The following is a 21,437-nucleotide window of genomic DNA, read 5'->3' as shown; positions in this document are numbered from 1 at the left end:
TGCACATCAGTCATAATCTTAATCAATCGATTGATTAAGATCAGAGTCGTGCCATGAATACACCCACCATGACAACCAAAGGTGAACAGGCGAAGAACCAGCTCATTGCCGCCGCATTGGCGCAATTCGGTGAGTATGGTCTGCACGCCACGACGCGCGATATCGCTGCACAGGCCGGGCAAAACATTGCGGCTATCACCTACTATTTTGGCTCAAAAGAGGATTTATATCTCGCCTGCGCCCAGTGGATTGCGGATTTTATCGGTGCACAGTTTCGCCCGCACGCTGAAGAGGCCGAGCGTTTATTCGCCCAGCCTAAGCCGGACCGTGGCGCGATGCGCGAACTGATCCTGCGCGCCTGCAAAAATATGATCATGCTGTTAACTCAGGACGACACCGTTAACCTGAGCAAATTTATCTCGCGCGAACAGCTTTCCCCCACCGCGGCTTATCAATTGGTGCACGACCAGGTTATCAATCCGCTGCATACACATCTGACGCGCCTGATTGCCGCCTATACGGGCGGCGATGCCAATGATACCCAAATGATTCTGCACACCCACGCCATACTCGGCGAGGTGCTGGCTTTTCGTCTGGGGAAAGAAACCATTCTGTTGCGTACAGGCTGGTCACAATTTGATGAGGATAAAACCGCGCTGATTGACCAAACGATCACCTGTCACATCGATCTTATTCTGCAAGGTTTAACGCAAAGGAGTCTGGAGTCATGAAAAAACCTGTCGTTCTCGGGCTGGTTATCGCGGCCCTCGTTGCCGTGATTGCCGGTGGAACGTGGTGGTATCAGAGTCGGCAAGATAACGGCCTGACGCTATACGGCAATGTCGATATCCGTAGCGTCAACCTGAGTTTTCGTGTCGGCGGCAGGCTGGCCTCGCTGGCGGTTGACGAAGGCGATGCGATTACCGCCGGTCAGGTGCTGGGTGAACTGGACCGCGCACCTTATGAAAACGCATTGATGCAGGCAAAAGCCAACGTTGCCGCCGCACAGGCACAATACGATCTGATGCTGGCAGGGTATCGCGAAGAAGAGATCGCGCAAACCGCGGCGGCAGTCAAACAGGCACAGGCCGCCTATGATTACGCGCAGAACTTTTACAATCGGCAGGTCGGATTGTGGAAAAGCCGCACCATTTCAGCCAACGATCTGGAAAACGCCCGTTCATCACGCGATCAGGCGCTAGCTTCGCTGAAATCCGCACAGGATAAACTCACGCAATATCGCAGCGGTAATCGTGTGCAGGACATCGAGCAGGCAAAAGCCACGCTCGAACAAGCTCAGGCCGAGCTGGCACAGGCAGAGCTGAATTTGCATGACACCACCCTGACCTCGCCGTCTGACGGCACGCTTCTCACCCGTGCAGTTGAACCCGGCAGCATGCTGAACGAAGGCGGCACGGTACTGACGCTGTCGCTCACGCGTCCGGTATGGGTTCGTGCTTACGTTGACGAACGAAATCTGAGCCAGGCGCAGCCAGGACGTGAGATCCTGCTCTATACCGATGGCCGCCCGGACAAACCGTATCACGGCAAAATCGGCTTCGTTTCTCCTACCGCCGAATTTACCCCGAAAACGGTCGAGACTCCTGACCTGCGTACCGACCTGGTTTATCGCCTGCGAATTGTCGTCACCGACGCGGACGATGCGCTGCGCCAGGGAATGCCGGTAACGATAAAGTTTGGCGATGAGGCACGGCATGAATGACGCCGTCATTACGCTTAAAGGGCTGACGAAAAACTTTGCCGGAATGGAAAAACCCGCCGTCGCCCCGCTCGACTGTACCGTTCATGCGGGCTACGTGACCGGGCTTGTCGGGCCGGACGGCGCGGGCAAAACTACGTTGATGCGAATGCTGGCGGGATTATTAAAACCTGATGCCGGAAGTGCTGCGGTGATTGGTTTTGACCCCATCAAAGACGACAGCGCACTACATGCGGTGCTGGGCTATATGCCGCAAAAATTTGGTCTGTACGAAGATTTAACCGTCATGGAGAACCTCAATCTCTATGCCGACTTACGCAGCGTCACCGGTGAAGCGCGAGAAAAAACCTTTGCCCGACTCCTGGAATTCACCTCGCTGGGACCATTTACCGGACGACTGGCTGGCAAGCTTTCTGGCGGCATGAAGCAGAAGCTCGGGCTTGCCTGTACGCTGGTTGGCGAACCCAAAGTGTTGCTGCTGGATGAGCCAGGCGTGGGTGTCGACCCTATTTCCCGTCGCGAACTGTGGCAAATGGTCCACGAGCTGGCCGGGGACGGCATGCTGATCCTCTGGAGTACGTCGTATCTGGATGAAGCAGAGCAATGCCGTGATGTGCTGCTGATGAACGAAGGTGAACTGTTATACCAGGGCGATCCTACTCAGCTTACGCAAACCATGGCAGGTCGCAGCTTCCTGATGAGCAGTCCGCAGGAAAACAACCGCCGACTGCTGCAACGCGCGTTAAAACTGCCGCTGGTCAGCGACGGAATGATTCAGGGGAAATCAGTCCGTTTAATCCTGAAAAAAGAGGCTACGGCTCAGCAGATCCAAAACGCTGACGGCATGCCGGAGATAACCATCAACGAAACAGCTCCCCGCTTCGAAGATGCCTTTATCGATTTACTCGGCGGAGCCGGAACATCGGAGTCCCCACTGGGCGCTATCCTGCATACCGTGGAAGGCACGCCAGGCGAAACGGTGATCGAAGCCAAAGCGCTGACCAAGAAATTTGGCGATTTTGCCGCTACCGACCACGTAGACTTTGCCGTGCAGCGCGGCGAGATTTTTGGTCTGTTAGGACCCAACGGCGCTGGCAAATCCACCACCTTTAAAATGATGTGCGGCCTGCTGGTCCCCACCTCCGGCAAAGCGCTGGTGCTGGATATGGACCTGAAAGTCAGCTCCGGCAAAGCGCGTCAGCATCTGGGCTATATGGCGCAGAAATTCTCCCTGTACGGTAACCTGACGGTTGAACAGAATCTGCGCTTTTTCTCCGGCGTCTACGGCCTGCGCGGTCGGGCGCAGAAAGAGAAAATCGATCGTATGAGCGAGGCATTTGGCCTGAAAAGTATCGCTTCCCACGCCACCGACGAACTGCCGCTGGGCTTTAAGCAGCGTCTGGCGCTGGCCTGCTCGCTGATGCATGAACCCGACATTCTGTTCCTTGATGAACCCACTTCCGGGGTCGATCCCCTCACCCGTCGTGAGTTCTGGTTGCATATCAATAGCATGGTGGAAAAAGGCGTCACGGTGATGGTGACCACCCACTTTATGGATGAGGCAGAATACTGCGATCGCATCGGGCTGGTGTATCGCGGCAAACTGATTGCCAGCGGTACGCCAGACGACCTGAAGGCTCAGGCTGCCGACAGCGACACGCCGGACCCGACCATGGAACAGGCGTTCATCACGCTAATCAATGACTGGGATAAGGAGCATACGCATGAGTAACTCCACTCTCTCCTGGCGTCGCGTCCGCGCGCTGTGCGTGAAAGAGACGCGCCAGATCGTCCGCGATCCCAGCAGTTGGCTGATTGCGGTGGTGATCCCGCTGCTGCTGCTGTTTATCTTCGGCTACGGGATCAACCTCGATTCCAGCAAGCTGCGGGTCGGGATTTTGCTTGAACAGCAGAGTGAAGAGGCGCTGGATTTTACCCATACCATGACCGGTTCGCCGTATATTGACGCCACCATCAGCGATAATCGCCAGGAACTGATTGAGAAAATGCAGGCCGGGCGCATTCGCGGTCTGGTGGTGATCCCAGTGGATTTTGCCCAGCAGATGGCGCGACCTAACGATGTCGCCCCGATCCAGGTGATCACCGACGGCAGCGAACCGAATACCGCCAACTTTGTGCAGGGTTATGTCGAAGGCATCTGGCAAATCTGGCAGCAACAGCGGGCAGAAGATCGTGGGGAATCGTTCAAACCTTTGATCGACGTGCAAACCCGCTACTGGTTTAACCCGGCGGCCATCAGCCAGCACTTTATTATTCCCGGGGCGGTCACCATCATCATGACGGTCATTGGTGCCATCCTCACCTCATTAGTGGTGGCGCGCGAATGGGAGCGCGGCACCATGGAAGCGCTGCTGTCTACCGAAGTCACCCGCGTCGAGCTGCTGCTGTGCAAATTGATCCCGTATTACTTTCTGGGCATGCTGGCGATGCTGCTGTGTATGCTGGTGTCGGTGTTTATTCTTGGCGTGCCCTACCGTGGCTCGTTGCTGATCCTGTTTTTCATTACCAGCCTGTTTCTGCTCAGTACGCTCGGCATGGGGTTGCTTATTTCCACCATCACCCGCAACCAGTTTAACGCCGCGCAGGTCGCACTGAACGCCGCCTTCCTGCCCTCGATTATGCTGTCGGGATTTATCTTCCAGATAGACAGCATGCCCGCGATTATCCGGGCGGTAACCTACATTATTCCGGCGCGTTATTTCGTCAGCACCCTGCAAAGCCTGTTTCTGGCGGGAAATATTCCGGTGGTGCTGATTATCAACGTGCTGTTTTTAATCGCTTCGGCGGTGATGTTTATTGGCCTGACGTGGCTTAAAACCAAACGTCGGCTGGATTAAATTCGTGTATGGATAATTGTAGCCGTAGGCCGGATAAGGCGTTCACGTCGCCATCCGGCATTATGCCTGATGCGCTTAGCTTATCAGGCCTACAAACTGGACTGAGAGGACAGGCATGTTTCATCGCTTATGGACATTAATTCGCAAAGAGCTGCAATCGCTGTTACGCGAACCGCAGACGCGAGCCATTCTGATTTTACCGGTGCTGATTCAGGTTATCCTGTTCCCGTTCGCGGCAACGCTGGAAGTCACCAACGCCACTATCGCTATCTATAACGAAGACAACGGTAAACATTCGGTAGAGCTAACCCAGCGCTTCGCCCGCGCCAGCGCCTTTACGCATGTTCTGCTGTTGAAAAGCCCGCAGGAGATCCAGCCCACCATCGACACGCAAAAAGCCCTGCTACTGGTGCGTTTCCCGGCCAACTTTTCGCGTAATCTGGATACCTTCCAGCAGGCTCCCATGCAGATTATCCTCGACGGACGTAACTCCAACAGCGCGCAAATTGCCGCGAATTACCTGCAGCAAATCGTTAAGGAGTATCAGCAGGAGCTGATGGACGGCAAGCCGAAACCGAACAACAGCGAGCTGGTAGTGCGTAACTGGTATAACCCGAATCTGGATTACAAATGGTTTGTGGTTCCGTCGCTGATCGCCATGATCACCACCATCGGCGTAATGATCGTTACTTCACTCTCGGTTGCCCGCGAGCGCGAGCAAGGCACGCTGGATCAACTGCTGGTTTCCCCGCTTACCACCTGGCAGATTTTCATCGGTAAAGCTGTACCCGCGCTAATTGTGGCTACTTTTCAGGCCACCATTGTGCTGGCGATCGGTATCTGGGCTTATCACATTCCGTTTGCCGGTTCATTGGGGCTGTTCTATTTCACAATGGTGATTTACGGGCTGTCGCTGGTTGGCTTTGGTCTGCTGATTTCGTCACTATGCGCCACCCAGCAGCAGGCGTTTATCGGGGTATTTGTGTTTATGATGCCGGCGATTTTACTCTCGGGCTATGTCTCACCTGTCGAAAACATGCCGGTCTGGTTGCAGAATCTGACGTGGATAAACCCGATCCGCCATTTTACGGACATCACGAAACAGATTTACCTGAAAGATGCGAGTCTGCAGATTGTCTGGGGAAGCTTGTGGCCGCTATTAGTGATAGCGGCCACGACCGGATCAGCGGCGTATGCGATGTTTAGACGCAAGGTGATGTAGCTTTTTGTCCTTCGCCAGCAGCGAGACCACGGCGGGTCCGGCAAGGATGACCAGCCCCGCCAGTGCCAGCAAGACGTTGTTTTGCAGCACGCGTGACAGCAGCCACAGTACGATCATGGCGGCACCGAAATACCACGTCGTGGTCAACTCTTCCAGCACATCAGCCACGTCGCGCCAGCGCTGTTCGTGGTGACGTTGCAATGCAAGCATCAATAAAACCGTAACGCCGTACACGACGCACAATCCCAGGCCGACATGCACCAGTCTGCCGCTCATCCAGCCCATTACCAGCAACGCCACTACCAGTAAATGCAACACTATCTGCCAGCAACTTAGACCCGTTGCGACACGAACACGTTGTTGCCACCTCATGGCTATTCTCCTGAAGGATTTTCGACTAATTGTTCAGAGTACCGGACTTTACGGAAAATTCCGCAACACCGCATCTTTTTGTGACGACGACTACACTATTTTAATCAGGAAAGTGACGCCAACGGGAGAATCATGGCCAGACAAACAGAACGGTTTTCATTCAATGTGCTCACCATTAATACTCATAAAGGGTTTACCGCCTTCAATCGGCGTTTTATTTTGCCGGAGCTGCGAGAAGCCGTCAGAACGGTCGGTGCGGACATTGTGTGCCTACAAGAGGTAATGGGCGCACACGAGGTGCATCCACTGCATGTGGAAAACTGGCCGGACACCACGCACTACGAATTTCTGGCGGACACGATGTGGAGCGACTTCGCCTACGGGCGTAACGCCGTGTACCCGCAAGGACATCACGGTAATGCGGTGTTGTCGCGGTATCCCATTGAGCATTATGAAAACCGTGATGTGTCAGTCGGCGCGAGTGAAAAGCGCGGAGTCCTTTACTGCCGCATCGTACCGCCAATGCTCTCCCTCCCCATTCATGTGATGTGTGTGCATCTCGGCCTACGTGAAGCTCACCGCCAGGCCCAGCTCGCTATGCTGGCAGACTGGGTCAACGCCCTGCCCGACGCGGAACCCGTGGTCATCGCAGGAGATTTTAACGACTGGCGGCAAACGGCCAATCGCCCGTTGAAAGCCAAAGCTGGCCTTGACGAGATTTTTACCCGCGCCCACGGTCGCCCGGCGCGAACGTTTCCGGTGCAGTTTCCCCTGCTGCGCCTGGACAGGATCTATGTGAAAAACGCGAATGCCAGTACCCCAACGACGCTTGCGCTGCGTCACTGGCGACATTTGTCCGATCATGCCCCTCTGAGTGCGGAGATTCATTTATGAAATATGGCTGGCGTGAAGGCAATCAAATTCAACTGCTGGAAAACGGCGATCAATTCTACCCCGCCGTATTTGACGCCATTGAGCAGGCACAGCAAAAAATTATCCTTGAGACTTTTATCTGGTTTGAAGATGCGGTAGGAAAACAGCTGCATGCCGCGTTGCTCGAAGCCGCCCGACGAGGAATCAAAGCAGAGGTGCTGCTGGATGGCTACGGCTCGCCGGATCTGAGCGACAGTTTTGTTGAAGAGCTGACCGTAGCCGGTGTTGTTTTCCGCTACTACGATCCGCATCCGCGTCTTTTTGGAATGCGCACCAATCTCTTTCGCCGTATGCATCGAAAAATAGTGGTCATTGATGACCGTGTTGCCTTTGTCGGCGGCATCAATTACTCCGCTGAACATATGTCGGATTACGGCCCGGAGGCTAAGCAAGATTACGCCGTGCGCGTTGAAGGTCCAGTCGTTGCTGACATTCTGAACTTTGTACTGGAAAACCTGCCCGGGCAAAGCGCCGTACGGCGCTGGTGGCGACGTCATCACCGGGCAATCGACAATCATCGCCCCGGCGAAGCGCAGGCGCTGTTTGTCTGGCGCGATAACGATGAGCATCGCGATGATATTGAACGCCACTATCTTAAAATGCTGACCCAGGCCCGACGGGAAGTGATCATTGCCAATGCCTATTTCTTTCCCGGTTATCGCCTGCTGCATGCCCTGCGTAAAGCAGCACGACGCGGCGTTCGGGTAAAACTCATTGTGCAGGGTGAACCGGATATGCCGATTGTGAAAGTGGGTGCCCGCCTACTGTACAACTATCTGGTTAAAGGTGGCGTCCATGTCTACGAATACCGCCGTAAACCTCTGCATGGCAAAGTGGCGCTGATGGACGATCACTGGGCGACGGTGGGCTCCAGCAATCTTGATCCGCTGAGCCTGTCGCTGAATCTGGAAGCGAATCTGATTATTCATGACCGCACGTTTAACCAGACCCTGCGCGACAACCTGAACCCTATTATTGCGCAGGACTGCAAGCGGGTTGATGAATCCATGCTGCCAAAACGCACCTGGTGGAACCTGACTAAGAGCGTGCTGGCCTTCCACTTTTTACGCCACTTCCCGGCGCTGGTCGGCTGGCTTCCGGCGCATACCCCGCACCTGGCCGAGGTAGAGCCGCCCGCGCAGCCCGCTCTGGAAACTCAGGACCGTATACAAACTGAGGATGCAGGAGGGAAAACCTGATGGCAAAAAACCACCGACGCTGGCGGTCAGTGAAAAAGATCCTCACATGGCTTTTTTTTATTGCGGTGATCGTATTGCTGGTCGTTTATGCCAGCAAGGTCAACTGGCAGGAAGTGTGGACGGTAATCCGCGATTATAATCGGATTGCCCTGCTCAGTGCCGTGGGGTTGGTGATCGTCAGTTATTTACTTTACGGCTGTTATGACCTGCTCGGGCGCTACTACTGTGGGCACAAGCTGGCAAAACGCCAGGTCATGCTGGTGTCGTTTATCTGTTACGCGTTCAACCTGACGTTAAGCACCTGGGTGGGCGGTATTGGGATGCGATATCGGCTCTACTCGCGTCTCGGGTTGCCGGGGGGCACAATAACGCGGATTTTTTCGCTGAGCATTACCACTAACTGGCTGGGCTATATTCTGCTGGGCGGTTTTATATTTACCTTCGGCGTCGTCGAACTGCCCGCTCACTGGTATATCGATGAAGGCACATTGCGCATTTTAGGCATAGCGCTGCTGCTGATTATTGTTGTTTATCTGTGGTTTTGCACCTTCGCTAAACATCGTCACATCACCATCAAGGGCCAAAAGCTGGTGCTCCCCTCCTGGAAATTTGCCCTCGCGCAGATGGCGATATCCGGGACTAACTGGATGGTTATGGGGGCGATTATCTGGTTGTTGCTGGGTCAGAATATTAACTATTTCTTCGTGCTTGGCGTGCTGCTGGTAAGCAGTATTGCCGGGGTTATTGTGCATATTCCGGCGGGGATCGGCGTGCTGGAGGCGGTGTTTATGGCGCTGCTGGCGGGAGAGAATACGTCTCAGGGCACGATCATTGCTGCCCTGCTCGCGTATCGCGTGCTGTACTATTTTATTCCGCTATTGCTGGCGCTGATGTGTTATTTGCTGTTGGAGAGTCGGGCGAAAAAGCTACGGGAAAAGAACGAGAAGGCGATGGCGAAATGAGGATGTATATAGTGCCGGATGCGGCGTAACGCCTTATCCGGCCTACTTTTTATACCATCCGGCAACAGACAATTAGCGACGATTGCCGAAAATACGCAGCAGCATCAGGAACAGGTTGATGAAGTCCAGATACAGCGTTAGGGCCCCAAGAATTGCGTATTTACGCAGATTGGAGCTGTCGCGCAGGTCGATCTGCTCACCGATATTTTTCAGCTTCTGCGTGTCATAGGCGGTCAAACCAACAAACACAATCACCCCGATATAGGTTACCGCCCACATCAGCGCTTCGCTCTTCAGCCAGAAGTTAACCAGCGAAGCCAGCACAATACCGATCAGCGCCATAAACAGCATATTGCCGAAGCCGCTTAGATCGCGCTTGGTGGTGTAGCCATACAAACTCATGATCCCGAACATCCCACCAGTGACCACGAAGGTGCTGGCGATAGACGAGTAGGTATAGACAATAAAGATGCTTGATAGCGTCAACCCGGTTAATGCCGAATAGAGCATAAACAGCGTGGTCGCCATACCCGCGCTCAGCCTTTGCACCATGCCGGACAGGACAAACACCAGCGCCAGTTGAGCGATGATCAGGCCAAAGAAGGTGATTTTGCTGGAGAAGACAAACATCATCACCGCGGGCGTATTTGCCGCATACCAGGCGATAAACGCCGTCAGCAACAGTCCGCAGGTCATCCAGCCGTACACCTGCGCCATATACGTTTGCAGGCCGGAACGGGCCTGTACAATAGAATCGGATCGTGGGAATCGGTCCATGACAATCTCCTGAATCAGTATGAGCCTACAACAATTGTACTCTACCAGCGTTTTGCTGCTAGCTTATCGCTGTCGCGGGCATCAACCCAGCGCTCACCTTCCGGCGTAGCCTCGCGCTTCCAGAACGGCGCGCGGGTTTTCAGGTAATCCATAATGAACTGCCCGGCATCAAACGCGCTGCTGCGATGCGCGCTGGTTACGCCAACAAAAACGATTTCGTCACCCGGCCACAGTTCGCCAATGCGATGAATAACCGTCACCCGACCCAGCGGCCAGCGCGAACGCGCTTCGTCGACAATCTCCGCCAGCGCTTTTTCGGTCATTCCCGGATAGTGTTCCAGCGTTAACGCCTTAACGCTGTCACCGAGATTGTGATTGCGCACTTTACCGGTGAAAGTGACTACCGCGCCGTCTTCATCGCGCTCTGCCAGCCAGGGATACTCATCCCCGACGCTGAACGGCGCATGGCCAACAACAATTCGCGTTTCAGCCATTTTAGCCTCCGGTTACCGGCGGGAAGAAAGCGACTTCATCACCCGCGTTAAGAGGATGGTCAAAACTGACCAGCGTCTGATTCACCGCCGCCAGCAGCTTGCCGTCTTCCAGCGCCAGCGCCCAGCGATCGCTTTGCGCCGCCAGATGCTTGCGCAGCGCTTCTACCGTTGCAAACTCGGCGGCAACTTCTAACGCATCGGTGTTCACCAGTTCCCGTACCTGAGCAAAGAAAAGAACCTTAATCATGTGCATCCACCTTAAAATCACCCGATTTGCCGCCGCTTTTTGCCAGCAAACGCACCGGACCAATCACCATATCCTTTTGCACCGCTTTGCACATATCGTAGATGGTCAACGCCGCCACGGAGGCTGCCGTTAACGCTTCCATTTCAACGCCGGTTTTACCGGTCAGGCGACACAGCGTTTCAATGCGTACGCGGTTATGTTCCGGTTCAGCGTGCAGATTGACTTCAACCTTGCTCAGCATCAGCGGATGACACAACGGGATAAGATCCCAGGTGCGTTTGGCAGCCTGAATACCGGCAATACGCGCCGTGGCGAAAACGTCACCCTTATGGTGACTGCCGTCGATGATCATCGCCAGCGTTTCGCTACGCATGGTTACGAATGCTTCCGCACGCGCCTCGCGTACGGTTTCCGCTTTGGCGGAGACATCCACCATATGCGCTTCGCCAGCGGCGTTAATATGAGTCAGTTGCGACATACTTATTTCTTCAAATGTGGGTGGAAATTACACGGACGCGTACGGGCATCAAGCTGCGGCGCAATGATATTTTCCCAGGCAGTACGACACGCTTTGGTCGAACCCGGCATGGCAAAAATTAGCGTTTTATTCGCCACCCCGGCAATCGCGCGGGATTGCAGCGTCGCGGTGCCAATCTCTTCAAACGACAGCATACGGAATACTTCGCCAAACCCTTCAACTTCTCTGTCGAACAGCGGTTGCAGCGCTTCCGGCGCCTGGTCCCCTTCGGTTAAACCAGTGCCACCGGTAATGAGCACCACCTGTACATCGTCACTGGCAATCCAGGCAGAAACCTGGGCGCGGATGGCGTAGCGGTTCTCTTTAACAATCGCCTTATGGACAATCTGATGACCCGCTTCTTGCGCCGAGTCACGCAGATAATGGCCGGAGGTGTCATCTTCTTCGCCGCGGCGGTTGGAAACAGTAAGAATAGCAATGCGTGTCGGGATAAATTCAGCGCTTACCTGACTCATGAAAAACTCCTTTTAGCGATCAGCCGCCAATGTAAGATAAGTTTTGCGTAATACCGGTATTGTTCTGATGCAGGAAATGGGTCTGCTTTTTCTCCAGCAGCGCGGCTGAAATACGTTCTTCCAGCGCCGGTTGCTGAGCATCGTCTTCCAGCAAATCACGCAGGCTTACGCCGCCTTCACCAAATAAACACAGATGAAGCTTGCCGACAGAGGAAACGCGCAGACGATTACAGGTGGAGCAGAAGTCTTTCTCATAAGGCATGATCAGACCAATTTCGCCAACATAATCAGGATGACAGAAAACCTGAGCCGGGCCGTCGCTACGCTGTCGGATCTGGTGGATCCAGCCGCGACGCAGCAGCTCATCGCGCAGTACCTGTCCGGAAATATGGTGTTTACGGAAGAGAGAACTGCCCTCGCCCGTTTCCATCAGTTCAATAAAACGCAGTTGGATTGGTCGAGGTTGGATCCACGCCAGGAAGGTGTCCAGTTGATGATGGTTTACGTCGCGCATCAGCACGGTGTTGACTTTAACTTTTTCAAAACCGGCATCAAAGGCAGCATCAATGCCTGCCATCACCTGCTGAAACTTATCCTGTCCGGTAATGGCGTGAAACTGACGGGCGTCGAGGCTGTCGACGCTGACGTTGAGCGCGGTCAGTCCGGCATCGCGCCAGGCGGCGGCATCGCGCGCCAGACGATAACCATTGGTGGTTACCGCAATCTGGCGGATGGCGTCGTTTTCGCGCACGGCGGCGATAATGTCAGTGAAGTCGCGACGCAGTGAAGGTTCGCCCCCCGTCAGACGCACTTTTTCCGTTCCCAGACTGGCGAACGCACGCGTGACACGGCGAATTTCATCAACGGTTAAAAAGCCGTTATTGGTGACACCGCCGGGCTTATAGCCATCCGGCAGGCAGTAGGTGCAACGAAAGTTACACACATCGGTAATCGACAAACGTAAGTAGTAAAACTTACGTGCGAAAGCATCGGTAAGTTGAGAGCCCATGTACACCTTTCCAAATACGGGAGACGTAGTCATTTCTTCCTGCGCCCTGGTGACAAACTTTTTCAAGTCTTGTCACGGCCAAAGCACCGTATCATTTGACCCAGGTGCAGAGGCTAGAGTGTTTATACTCATCATACTTCGAGTTGCAGATGCGTTGGCTTCCGACAACTCAAATTATTAAGAGTACTTTGTGGTTATGCCGATACTAGCGTGTAAATGGCGCTTTTGCCATGCACACTTTCGCTGTATAAATATGTACATAGCGACATGATCGTGCAATTTCGCTACAGAATAAGCAAAAATCACAGTTTTGCATTGATATACATCATCTTGCCATCAGGTGGGTGTCGTCAGAAAGGAGTAGATCGCAGAAAAAAATTACGGCAGATGCCGACTGGATAATTGCTGAAAACACGCTATTTACGTTACTGTAGCGCCGATCAATTGATATCAGGAAAATATATGCGCACTCGCACGCTGGCAGATCTGGACCGCGTTGTCGCTCTCGGCGGAGGGCATGGATTAGGACGCGTTCTCTCCTCTCTTTCCCCATTAGGTTCCCGCCTGACGGGTATCGTCACCACCACCGATAACGGCGGGTCGACAGGTCGTATTCGTCGCTCTGAAGGAGGGATTGCCTGGGGAGACATGCGTAACTGTCTGAACCAGTTAATTACCCAACCCAGCGTTGCATCCGCTATGTTTGAGTATCGTTTTGGCGGTAATGGCGAACTTTCCGGGCATAACCTCGGAAATCTAATGTTAAAGGCGCTCGATCACCTCAGCGTGCGGCCTCTGGAAGCTATCAATTTAATTCGTAGCCTGCTGAAAGTTGACGCACATTTAATTCCGATGTCGGAGCTGCCGGTGGATCTGATGGCCATTGATGACCAGGGACACGAAGTTTATGGCGAAGTGAATATCGATCAGCTCACCGTCCCACCTCAGGAACTGATGCTTTCGCCAAAAGTCCCGACTACACGGGAGGCCGTTGAGGCTATCGCTGAAGCGGATTTAATTTTGATAGGCCCCGGCAGTTTTTACACCAGCCTGATGCCGATTCTGTTACTCGATGAAATGTCACAGGCATTACGTCGCACACCGGCTCCGATGGTCTATATAGGCAATCTTGGGCGCGAATTAAGCCTGCCAGCAGCGAGCCTGACGCTTAGCGATAAGCTGGCCATTATTGAACAGTACGTCGGGAAGAAAGTGATTGATGCGGTGGTTGTGGGGCCGAAAGTGGATGCTTCCGCCGTTACCGACCGCGTTGTGATCCAGGAAGTGCTGGAAGCCAGCGATATTCCCTACCGCCATGACCGCCAGCTATTGCATAGTGCGCTGGAGAAAGCAGTGCAGGCGCTGGGCTGAACGGATTTGCCTGATACGCTTCGCTTATCAGGCCTACAAAAACGCTCGGCTCCGCCATCCGGCATCAAACAACGCCTGATGCGCTGCGCTTATCAGGCCTACAAAGGCGATCTACCCCGTAGGTCGGATAAGGGTTTACCCCGCATCCGACACCGCCTTACGATGCCGCAATAAACAACTCGCGCAACTGATGCAACTGGTCACGGATTGTCGCGGCCTCTTCAAATTCGAGATTCTGCGCGTGTTGCATCATCTGCCCTTCCAGCTCGTGAATCTTCTGCTGCAGCGCTTTTGGCGTCATATCCAGTTCGACAACCTCAGACTTCGCGCCTGCGCGTGACTTCCCTTTGCCTTTCGCTTTGGTCTTCGCAATATTCTGACCCAGCGCCAGAATATCGACCACTTTCTTGTTCAGCCCCTGCGGCGTAATACCGTGTTCTTCGTTATAGAGCTGCTGTTTCTCACGACGACGTTCGGTTTCACCAATCGCTTTAGCCATAGAGGCGGTAATTTTATCACCGTAAAGAATCGCCTTACCGTTGATGTTACGCGCCGCACGACCGATGGTCTGAATAAGTGACCGTTCAGAACGCAGGAACCCTTCTTTGTCTGCGTCCAGAATCGCCACCAGGGAGACCTCAGGCATGTCCAGACCTTCACGTAACAGGTTGATACCCACCAGCACGTCAAACTCGCCCAGACGCAGGTCACGAATGATTTCCATACGTTCCACGGTATCGATGTCAGAGTGCAGATAACGCACCCGTTCGCCGTGTTCTTCTAGGTATTCTGTGAGGTCTTCCGCCATCCGTTTGGTCAGCGTGGTGACCAGCACACGTTCGTTAATCGCCGCACGGGTGCGGATCTCAGATAGCAGATCGTCAACCTGAGTCGCCACCGGGCGCACCTCAATGACCGGATCCAGCAGGCCGGTCGGTCGTACCACCTGATCGACCACTTCATCACCGGATTTCTCCAGCTCATAGTTGCCCGGCGTCGCCGAGACGTAGATGGTTTGCGGAGCCAGCGCCTCGAACTCTTCAAATTTAAGCGGACGGTTATCCAGCGCCGACGGCAGACGGAATCCGTATTCGACCAGGGTTTCTTTTCGCGCCCGGTCACCGCGATACATGCCGCCAATTTGCGGAATAGTCACGTGGGATTCATCCACCACCAGCAGGCCATCGGCAGGCAGGTAATCAAACAACGTCGGCGGCGGCTCGCCCGGACCACGCCCGGACAGATAGCGGGAATAGTTTTCAATCCCCGAGCAGTAACCCAGCTCGTTCATCATTTCCAGATCGAACTGGGTACGCTGACTTAAGCGCTGTTCTTCCAGCAGTTTGTTATTTGCCAACAGGACTTTTCGCCGCTCTGCCAGCTCAACCTTAATTTCTTCCATCGCCTGAACAATACGTTCGCGCGGCGTCACGTAGTGCGTTTTAGGATAGATGGTAAAGCGCGAAATAGTGGATTCGACCTGTCCGGTAAGTGGGTCAAACAGCGACAAACGTTCGACCTCTTCATCAAACAGTTCCACGCGCAACGCGATGTCGTCAGATTCCGCTGGGAATATGTCGATCACTTCACCGCGCACGCGGAAGGTCCCGCGCTGGAATGCCAGATCGTTGCGAGTATACTGCAGCTCCGCCAGACGACGCAGGATCGCGCGCTGGTCGATAATCATCCCCACCGTCAGGTGCAGCATCATTTTCAGGTACAGATCCGGGTCACCCAGACCATAAATCGCGGAAACCGACGCTACGACGACGACATCCCGTCGCTCAAGCAACGCTTTGGTTGCTGACAGACGCATCTGCTCAATGTGTTCGTTAACCGAAGCATCCTTCTCGATGAAGGTGTCAGAACTTGGCACGTAGGCTTCCGGCTGATAATAGTCGTAGTAGGAGACGAAATACTCCACCGCGTTATCCGGGAAGAACTCTTTCATCTCACCGTACAACTGCGCGGCAAGCGTCTTATTGGGGGCCAGCACCATGGTAGGGCGCTGTAGGTCTGCAATCACGTTCGCGATGGTGAATGTTTTCCCCGACCCCGTCACCCCCAGCAACGTCTGATGCGCCAGACCATCCTCCAGACCTTCTTCCAGGCGACGTATCGCCTCAGGCTGATCGCCAGAGGGTTTAAAAGCGGAATTTAGTTTGAACGGTTTACTCATGAGCAGCTACCTGAAGCAATGGGCGGGCAGGTGTGTAATTTTACTCGCAGCAGTATATTTTGCCAGTAAAATATACTGGATGAAAAAACAGTAACGCGCCAGAATATTTCTGTTACGCCAGCAAAATGGCCGTGACTACAGGCTAAAATTTGTCCGCAGGCAAGATAAAACACCAGCAAAAATGTGTTATCCCCAAACCAATGACTTTTTTAACATTTGTCAAGCTACCCGATGAAAGTTTTGTGGCAACACATGACACTTCTGCGACAGCCATTGCATTTATCTAACACACTGTAATTTAATGATTATTATCTCAAGCCGTCTTTCGCATCAATTTAGTCGCAGGCCGCGTCTTCTCTCGCTTACCTTGTGTTTTCTAACTCTAATACACAAGGTTATCCACAGGAATAGTGGATAACTGCCTCCAGCCCGTACGGACTGTAGCCTGGCAAAAACGTCCTGATGATCTTTTCTGGTGGGATAAAAAAAAATTATCGCTATTTTTTGATATTTATCAGCTAACGAAGCGACCTGGGATAGCCGAGATCTTGCTCGCATTTTCATCATTTTCCTGCCTGCACCATCACAACGCCACCAGGCACTGACAATGTGCACACTGCGGCTCTCATCCACAACAAGCCGGATACCGCAACCCGCTCAATACGCTATTCTGCTGTATTTTCCCCTAATTCCGCTTCTGGCAAGAGATTTGCAGTTTTCTCCCGACCATCAGCCCGCGAGGCGGATATCATCATGAGGGAGAAATCTATGTTGAGTCTTCGTGCAGTGAATCACTATTACGGTAATCAACACTCGCTTTGGGATGTCGATCTCGACCTGTTGCCCGGCAAATGTACCGCCGTGCTGGGTCTTCCAGGGATGGGAAAAACCACGCTGGCCAATTGCATCACAGGCAATTTACCGATTGAGAGCGGAACCATGTTCTGGCATCAGGCTGGCGCACCACCTTGCGATCTGCTTCAGATTCCGGCGGCAAAGCGCATTGCGCTGGGTATTAACTGTGTATCGCAGGAACGGCGAATTTTTTCGCAGCTGACGGTAGAGGAAAATCTGCACATTGCGCGCCAGGCGGTTGAGGAAAGCGAAGCGATGAACAGCAGCGATATTTACCGCCTGTTTCCACAGCTGTTTGTACTGCGTCAGGCCAAAGGGGTGGCATTGTCGGAGGAAAATCAGCACCAGCTTGCACTCGCCAGTGCACTGGTCACTCGCCCGCGCCTGCTGATCCTCGATGAGCCGACGCGAGGAAGTGGCCAGGCGTATATCCACAAACTGGGGAATCTGATCGTGAGGCTAAGCCAGGAGCTTGGCATCGCCATTATGCTCGCGGAGCAGAGCCTGCCGTTCATTCGTCGGGTCGCCGACTGCTATTGCTTGTTACATCGTGGACGCAACGTAGCTCAAGGGCAAATAACACAATTCAGCGACCCGCTAATCAACGACTGGTGGATGCCAGAGACAAAACGCTAAGATCGATATAACGACCAGTCGATGCTCGTTCCGGCTCTTCTGCCAGCCAGGGAATTTCCCCCAGTAGCGGAGCCGCAAGCGCACGCTTTAGCGTCGCCATATATTCAGCATGACGCTTGCCAGGCGGCATCACATCATTGGCAATCCATCCGGCGAGCGTCAGCCCGGCCTGCTGCACTGCCTGGGCGGTCAAAATGGCATGATTGATACAACCGAGCTTAACGCCAACCACCAGAATCACCGGCAGTTGTTCCGCTTTTACCCAGTCAGAAAAACTCAGCGTTGGCGACAGTGGCGTAAACCATCCGCCTGCGCCTTCCACCAATACCCAGTCAGCCTGTTCTTCAAGCAAGCGTAAACCCGCAGACATCACTGAGGCCTGAATGGGGCGCCCTTCGTCAGCACTGATGATATGCGGTGAGGTAGGTTCGGCGAAGGTATACGGATTGATGGCCGCATAATCCACTGCCACAACGCTGTTGCGCTGTAGAGCCAGCGCATCGCTGTTTCGCAGACCTTCAGCCGTCATTTCACTGCCTGACGCCACCGGCTTATAGCCGACCGTTCGCAACCCCAGCTGTCCCGCCGCCTGAAGCAACGCACAGCTGGCGATAGTTTTACCTACTTCGGTGTCCGTCCCGGTGACAAAATATGTGTTAGTCACGTTGAATTACTCCCAAAAAAAGATGATAGGTCAGCGGATATTTACCCTGCTGACAGGGCCAGGCGAGCTGTAACTGGCGCAACTGCGAGCGGGTCAACACACGCTGCTCGCGTCCATCATGCAAATGCGTCGCGCCAATGCCCTTCAGCGAGCGCATGGCGCTCAGCGCATCGTCAAACCACAGCGTGACGGCATGAGACTGGTATTCTACGTCCCAGCCGCACAGAGCGTTTTCCAGTTGCTCCACGGGTAAAAAACGGTTGGCATGCTCCCGATCATCAACTGCTCGCCACGCCTGACGAAGTTCCGGCATCGACCCTTGCGCCAGGGTACTAAACGCCACCGTCCCGCCAGGACACACCACACGGTATAGCTCGCCTAACGCGCCGCGCAGGTCGTTGCACCACTGCACGGCCAGATTGCTCCAGGCCAGGTCGAAAGTGGCAGCGGCCTGCGGAATGGCTTCGATATCCGCCAGCAGATAGTGATGGGCGACATCGTGACGCTGCGCTTGCGTAAGCATTTGCGCCGACAGATCCAGCGCACAGACCTCGCTCCCCTGCTCCCGCCAGTAGCGACTCATACGCCCAGGCCCACAGCCCGCGTCCAAAACCCGTGAGAACGCCCGACCATCGAGTTGTGCCAGTAACGCATCGGCGCTCTGACGCTGAAGCTCCGCATGTTGCTCATAGTGCATAGCCGCGCGACCAAACGCAGCGGCAATCGCCTGCTTATTGACCTGCGCCATGCAGCACCTCCAGTAAGTTGTCGATATCCTGGACTTCATGCGCCTGGGTCAGCGTAATCCGCAGCCTGGCCGTCCCAACCGGCACCGTCGGTGGACGAATCGCCGTCACCCAGCACCCCTGTTGCCGTAACGTCTGTGCCAATTGCAAGGCTTTATGATTGTCGCCAACGATCAGCGGTTGAATCGCGCTGTCTGAATGCGCCAGCGTCAAATCCGTGGTATTCACTCCTGCGCGAAAACGCTGGATAAGCATCGCCAGCTTTTCTCTGCGCTCATCGCCTTCGCGGCTGCGGATCACCGCCAGCGCGGCGCGCAAGGCCTGAGCCTGGGCTGGCGGCATGCTGGTGCTGTAGATCAGATGACGGGCAAACTGCAGCAGATAATCGGCCACACTATCAGAACACAGGATCGCCGCACCGCTGACGCCGAACCCTTTGCCAAATGTCACCACCAACAGCTCAGGTTTCACCTGCTGTCGAGAGCACGAACCACGCCCTTCCTCACCGCTTACGCCAATCCCATGCGCATCATCCACCAGCAGCCACGCGCCCTGCCGTTTCGCCACCGCGTGGATTTCTGCCAGTGGCGCGCTGTCGCCATCCATGCTGAACACGCCTTCGGTGACCACCAGCTGCTGCCCCGGACAGGGGGCTGTCAGCAGACGATCCAGATGTTGCGAGTCGTTATGAGTAAAGCGACGTAACACGGCAGGGCTAAGACTGGCAGCCTCCAGCAGCGAGGCATGGCTGAGCCTGTCGGCAACAATCTTGTCATCTTTTCCCATCAGTGCGGCAATGACCGCCTGATTGGCGGCAAAACCAGAGATGAACAATAGCGCCCGGGAATAGCCGAGCCACTGCGCCAGCTCTTCTTCCAGCGCCTGATGAGCAACGGAATAACCGCTGACATGGCCCGAGCCGCCGCTGCCTACGCCAAAACGCTCAGCGCCCTGCTGCCACGCGCAGATAATCTGCGGATGGTGGCTTAAGCCGAGGTAGTCGTTGCTGGAGAAATTCAGATACTGGCGACCGTCGGCCTGCAGCCAGCGACCGGCACCCTGCGTCACCGCATAGCGCTGACGCAACGCATCAGCACAACGACGCGCTGTTAGCGCATCGTCAATTTTTTGCTGCCAGGTCATACGGTTGCCGCGTTGTAGTAATCGTCGGTATCCGGGGTACGCAGCGCCTGCTCCAGACGTTGTTGCTGTTCGTTATCGCCCGCCAGTACCGCCGTTTGCTGCGGGTTAAGACCCAGCTTGCGAAATAACAGCAAATCTTTATCTTCGTTCGGGTTCGGGGTGGTCAGCAGTTTGCAGCCGTAGAAAATCGAGTTGGCCCCGGCCATAAAGCACATCGCCTGGGTTTGTTCGTTCATCTGCTCGCGCCCGGCAGAAAGACGCACGTATGAGGTCGGCATCATGATACGCGCCACGGCGATAGTACGAATAAAATCAAAAGCATCTACGTCGTCGTTATCGGCAAGCGGTGTGCCCTTCACTTTCACCAGCATGTTGATCGGCACGCTTTCCGGCGGCGTCGGCAGATTCGCTAATTGCAGCAGCAGACCCGCGCGGTCGGTCACCGTTTCGCCCAGCCCAACAATCCCGCCGGAGCAAACTTTAATGCCCGCCTCGCGCACTTTATCCAGCGTATCCAGGCGCTCCTGGTACGAGCGGGTGGTGATGATATTGCCGTAAAATTCCGGCGAGGTGTCGAGGTTGTGGTTGTAGTAGTCCAGACCCGCATTGGCCAGGCGCTGGGCCTGAGATTCGTCCAGCGTGCCCAGCGTCATACAGGCTTCCAGCCCTAGTTCTTTCACGCCCTGAACCATTTGTTCCAGGTACGGCATATCGCGCTCATGCGGGTTCTTCCACGCCGCGCCCATGCAAAACCGCGTTGAACCAGCCTGCTTCGCCTTACGTGCCGAGTCCAGTACTTGTTCAACCTCCATCAACCGTTCAGTTTCCAGACCGGTTTTATAGCGGGAGCTTTGCGGGCAGTATTTGCAATCTTCCGGGCAAGCACCGGTCTTAATCGACAGCAGCGTACTAACTTGTACCTGCTGCGGATCGAAATGCTGGCGATGAACCTTCTGCGCTTCAAACAGCAGATCCAACAGCGGTTTTTCAAATAATTCGGTGACTTGCGACATTGTCCAGCGAGAAGAATGAGCCATATTGGTATACGTTTCGTTGT

22 protein-coding genes and 1 riboswitch are annotated in these 21,437 nt (G+C 54.5%); of the genes, 10 read left to right on the top strand and 12 right to left on the bottom strand.

All coding sequences use genetic code 11. From position 1 onward, the window contains the following. Window positions 1–53 precede the first annotated feature (53 nt). The 5 genes from cecR (at window position 54) to OGX86_RS17430 (ending at window position 5,800) form a co-directional block, all read left to right on the top strand. Window positions 54–731, top strand: coding sequence for a transcriptional regulator CecR (gene cecR, locus OGX86_RS17450; RefSeq protein ID WP_048235794.1), 678 nt, complete (start codon window positions 54–56; stop codon window positions 729–731). Continuing rightward, a complete protein-coding gene (hlyD, locus tag OGX86_RS17445) occupies window positions 728–1,723 on the top strand; it encodes a secretion protein HlyD (RefSeq protein WP_008784196.1) in 996 nt (331 codons plus the stop codon). Before cecR ends, hlyD begins: the two co-directional genes overlap by 4 nt. After that, complete coding sequence (locus OGX86_RS17440; protein ID WP_003831546.1) at window positions 1,716–3,452, top strand: ATP-binding cassette domain-containing protein; 1,737 nt, start codon at window positions 1,716–1,718, stop codon at window positions 3,450–3,452. Before hlyD ends, OGX86_RS17440 begins: the two co-directional genes overlap by 8 nt. Next, entirely contained in the window at window positions 3,445–4,578 is a 1,134-nt protein-coding gene (locus OGX86_RS17435; protein ID WP_168978481.1) for an ABC transporter permease, read from the top strand. The genes OGX86_RS17440 and OGX86_RS17435 overlap by 8 nt, the downstream gene beginning before the upstream one ends. Window positions 4,579–4,693: 115 nt before the next feature. Next, complete coding sequence (locus OGX86_RS17430; protein WP_008784194.1) at window positions 4,694–5,800, top strand: ABC transporter permease; 1,107 nt, start codon at window positions 4,694–4,696, stop codon at window positions 5,798–5,800. On the opposite strand, the gene OGX86_RS17425 is transcribed toward OGX86_RS17430, so the two are convergent. Further along, window positions 5,762–6,172 (bottom strand): YbhQ family protein, encoded by a 411-nt coding sequence (locus OGX86_RS17425; RefSeq protein WP_003831542.1) that lies wholly within the window; start codon window positions 6,170–6,172, stop codon window positions 5,762–5,764. The genes OGX86_RS17430 and OGX86_RS17425 overlap by 39 nt on opposite strands. Before the next feature lie 132 nt (window positions 6,173–6,304). Between OGX86_RS17425 and OGX86_RS17420 the strand changes: the two genes are divergently transcribed. From OGX86_RS17420 to OGX86_RS17410, 3 genes are read left to right on the top strand one after another with little or no spacing between them, the layout of a single operon-like run. Then, window positions 6,305–7,066, top strand: a complete 762-nt coding sequence (locus OGX86_RS17420; RefSeq protein ID WP_048226026.1) for an endonuclease/exonuclease/phosphatase family protein — start codon at window positions 6,305–6,307, stop codon at window positions 7,064–7,066. Continuing rightward, window positions 7,063–8,304 (top strand): cardiolipin synthase ClsB, encoded by a 1,242-nt coding sequence (gene clsB / locus OGX86_RS17415; protein WP_286640320.1) that lies wholly within the window; start codon window positions 7,063–7,065, stop codon window positions 8,302–8,304. The genes OGX86_RS17420 and clsB overlap by 4 nt, the downstream gene beginning before the upstream one ends. Next, complete coding sequence (locus tag OGX86_RS17410; protein WP_128316648.1) at window positions 8,304–9,266, top strand: lysylphosphatidylglycerol synthase domain-containing protein; 963 nt, start codon at window positions 8,304–8,306, stop codon at window positions 9,264–9,266. The genes clsB and OGX86_RS17410 overlap by 1 nt, the downstream gene beginning before the upstream one ends. Window positions 9,267–9,338: 72 nt before the next feature. Here OGX86_RS17410 and OGX86_RS17405 read toward each other — a convergent pair whose 3' ends face one another. From OGX86_RS17405 to moaA, 6 genes are all read right to left on the bottom strand, one after another. Then, on the bottom strand, window positions 9,339–10,043 hold the full coding sequence (locus OGX86_RS17405; protein ID WP_003831536.1) for a Bax inhibitor-1/YccA family protein: 705 nt from the start codon (window positions 10,041–10,043) through the stop codon (window positions 9,339–9,341). A gap of 41 nt (window positions 10,044–10,084) precedes the next feature. Further along, window positions 10,085–10,537: a molybdopterin synthase catalytic subunit MoaE gene (gene moaE / locus OGX86_RS17400; RefSeq protein ID WP_008784190.1), complete on the bottom strand. Its 453-nt coding sequence runs from the start codon at window positions 10,535–10,537 to the stop codon at window positions 10,085–10,087. Window position 10,538: 1 nt separating this feature from the next. Beyond that, a complete protein-coding gene (moaD, locus tag OGX86_RS17395; protein ID WP_003831530.1) occupies window positions 10,539–10,784 on the bottom strand; it encodes a molybdopterin synthase sulfur carrier subunit in 246 nt (81 codons plus the stop codon). Then, window positions 10,777–11,262, bottom strand: a complete 486-nt coding sequence (gene moaC, locus OGX86_RS17390) for a cyclic pyranopterin monophosphate synthase MoaC (protein ID WP_003035188.1) — start codon at window positions 11,260–11,262, stop codon at window positions 10,777–10,779. The genes moaD and moaC overlap by 8 nt, the downstream gene beginning before the upstream one ends. Window positions 11,263–11,264: 2 nt before the next feature. Next, window positions 11,265–11,777: a molybdenum cofactor biosynthesis protein B gene (gene moaB, locus OGX86_RS17385; RefSeq protein WP_286640319.1), complete on the bottom strand. Its 513-nt coding sequence runs from the start codon at window positions 11,775–11,777 to the stop codon at window positions 11,265–11,267. A gap of 19 nt (window positions 11,778–11,796) precedes the next feature. After that, window positions 11,797–12,786: a GTP 3',8-cyclase MoaA gene (moaA, locus tag OGX86_RS17380; protein WP_048235800.1), complete on the bottom strand. Its 990-nt coding sequence runs from the start codon at window positions 12,784–12,786 to the stop codon at window positions 11,797–11,799. After that, a riboswitch (molybdenum cofactor riboswitch) is annotated at window positions 12,774–12,919 on the bottom strand. (Overlaps the previous gene by 13 nt.) Window positions 12,920–13,248: 329 nt before the next feature. Here moaA and yvcK point away from each other — a divergent pair. After that, window positions 13,249–14,157, top strand: coding sequence for a uridine diphosphate-N-acetylglucosamine-binding protein YvcK (yvcK, locus tag OGX86_RS17375; protein ID WP_003831525.1), 909 nt, complete (start codon window positions 13,249–13,251; stop codon window positions 14,155–14,157). Window positions 14,158–14,314: 157 nt separating this feature from the next. Here yvcK and uvrB read toward each other — a convergent pair whose 3' ends face one another. Then, entirely contained in the window at window positions 14,315–16,336 is a 2,022-nt protein-coding gene (gene uvrB / locus OGX86_RS17370; RefSeq protein WP_286640318.1) for an excinuclease ABC subunit UvrB, read from the bottom strand. 768 nt (window positions 16,337–17,104) lie between these two features. On the opposite strand from uvrB, the gene OGX86_RS17365 reads away from it, so the two are divergent. Next, window positions 17,105–17,827: an ABC transporter ATP-binding protein gene (locus OGX86_RS17365; protein ID WP_048214632.1), complete on the top strand. Its 723-nt coding sequence runs from the start codon at window positions 17,105–17,107 to the stop codon at window positions 17,825–17,827. On the opposite strand, the gene bioD is transcribed toward OGX86_RS17365, so the two are convergent. From bioD to bioB, 4 genes are read right to left on the bottom strand one after another with little or no spacing between them, the layout of a single operon-like run. Further along, window positions 17,793–18,491 (bottom strand): dethiobiotin synthase, encoded by a 699-nt coding sequence (gene bioD / locus OGX86_RS17360; RefSeq protein ID WP_048214633.1) that lies wholly within the window; start codon window positions 18,489–18,491, stop codon window positions 17,793–17,795. The genes OGX86_RS17365 and bioD overlap by 35 nt on opposite strands. Beyond that, window positions 18,484–19,239 carry a malonyl-ACP O-methyltransferase BioC gene (gene bioC / locus OGX86_RS17355; protein ID WP_128316644.1) on the bottom strand — a complete coding sequence of 252 codons (756 nt, stop codon included), beginning with the start codon at window positions 19,237–19,239 and terminating at the stop codon, window positions 18,484–18,486. The genes bioD and bioC overlap by 8 nt, the downstream gene beginning before the upstream one ends. Beyond that, window positions 19,223–20,380: an 8-amino-7-oxononanoate synthase gene (gene bioF, locus OGX86_RS17350; protein ID WP_168978483.1), complete on the bottom strand. Its 1,158-nt coding sequence runs from the start codon at window positions 20,378–20,380 to the stop codon at window positions 19,223–19,225. Before bioF ends, bioC begins: the two co-directional genes overlap by 17 nt. Beyond that, window positions 20,377–21,417 (bottom strand): biotin synthase BioB, encoded by a 1,041-nt coding sequence (bioB, locus tag OGX86_RS17345; protein WP_168978484.1) that lies wholly within the window; start codon window positions 21,415–21,417, stop codon window positions 20,377–20,379. The genes bioF and bioB overlap by 4 nt, the downstream gene beginning before the upstream one ends. Window positions 21,418–21,437 lie beyond the last annotated feature (20 nt).

This window comes from Citrobacter sp. Cpo040 (genome assembly GCF_030332915.1).
In the GTDB taxonomy this organism is placed as follows: domain Bacteria; phylum Pseudomonadota; class Gammaproteobacteria; order Enterobacterales; family Enterobacteriaceae; genus Citrobacter; species Citrobacter portucalensis.
This window is presented reverse-complemented; position numbering and strand designations above follow the sequence as displayed.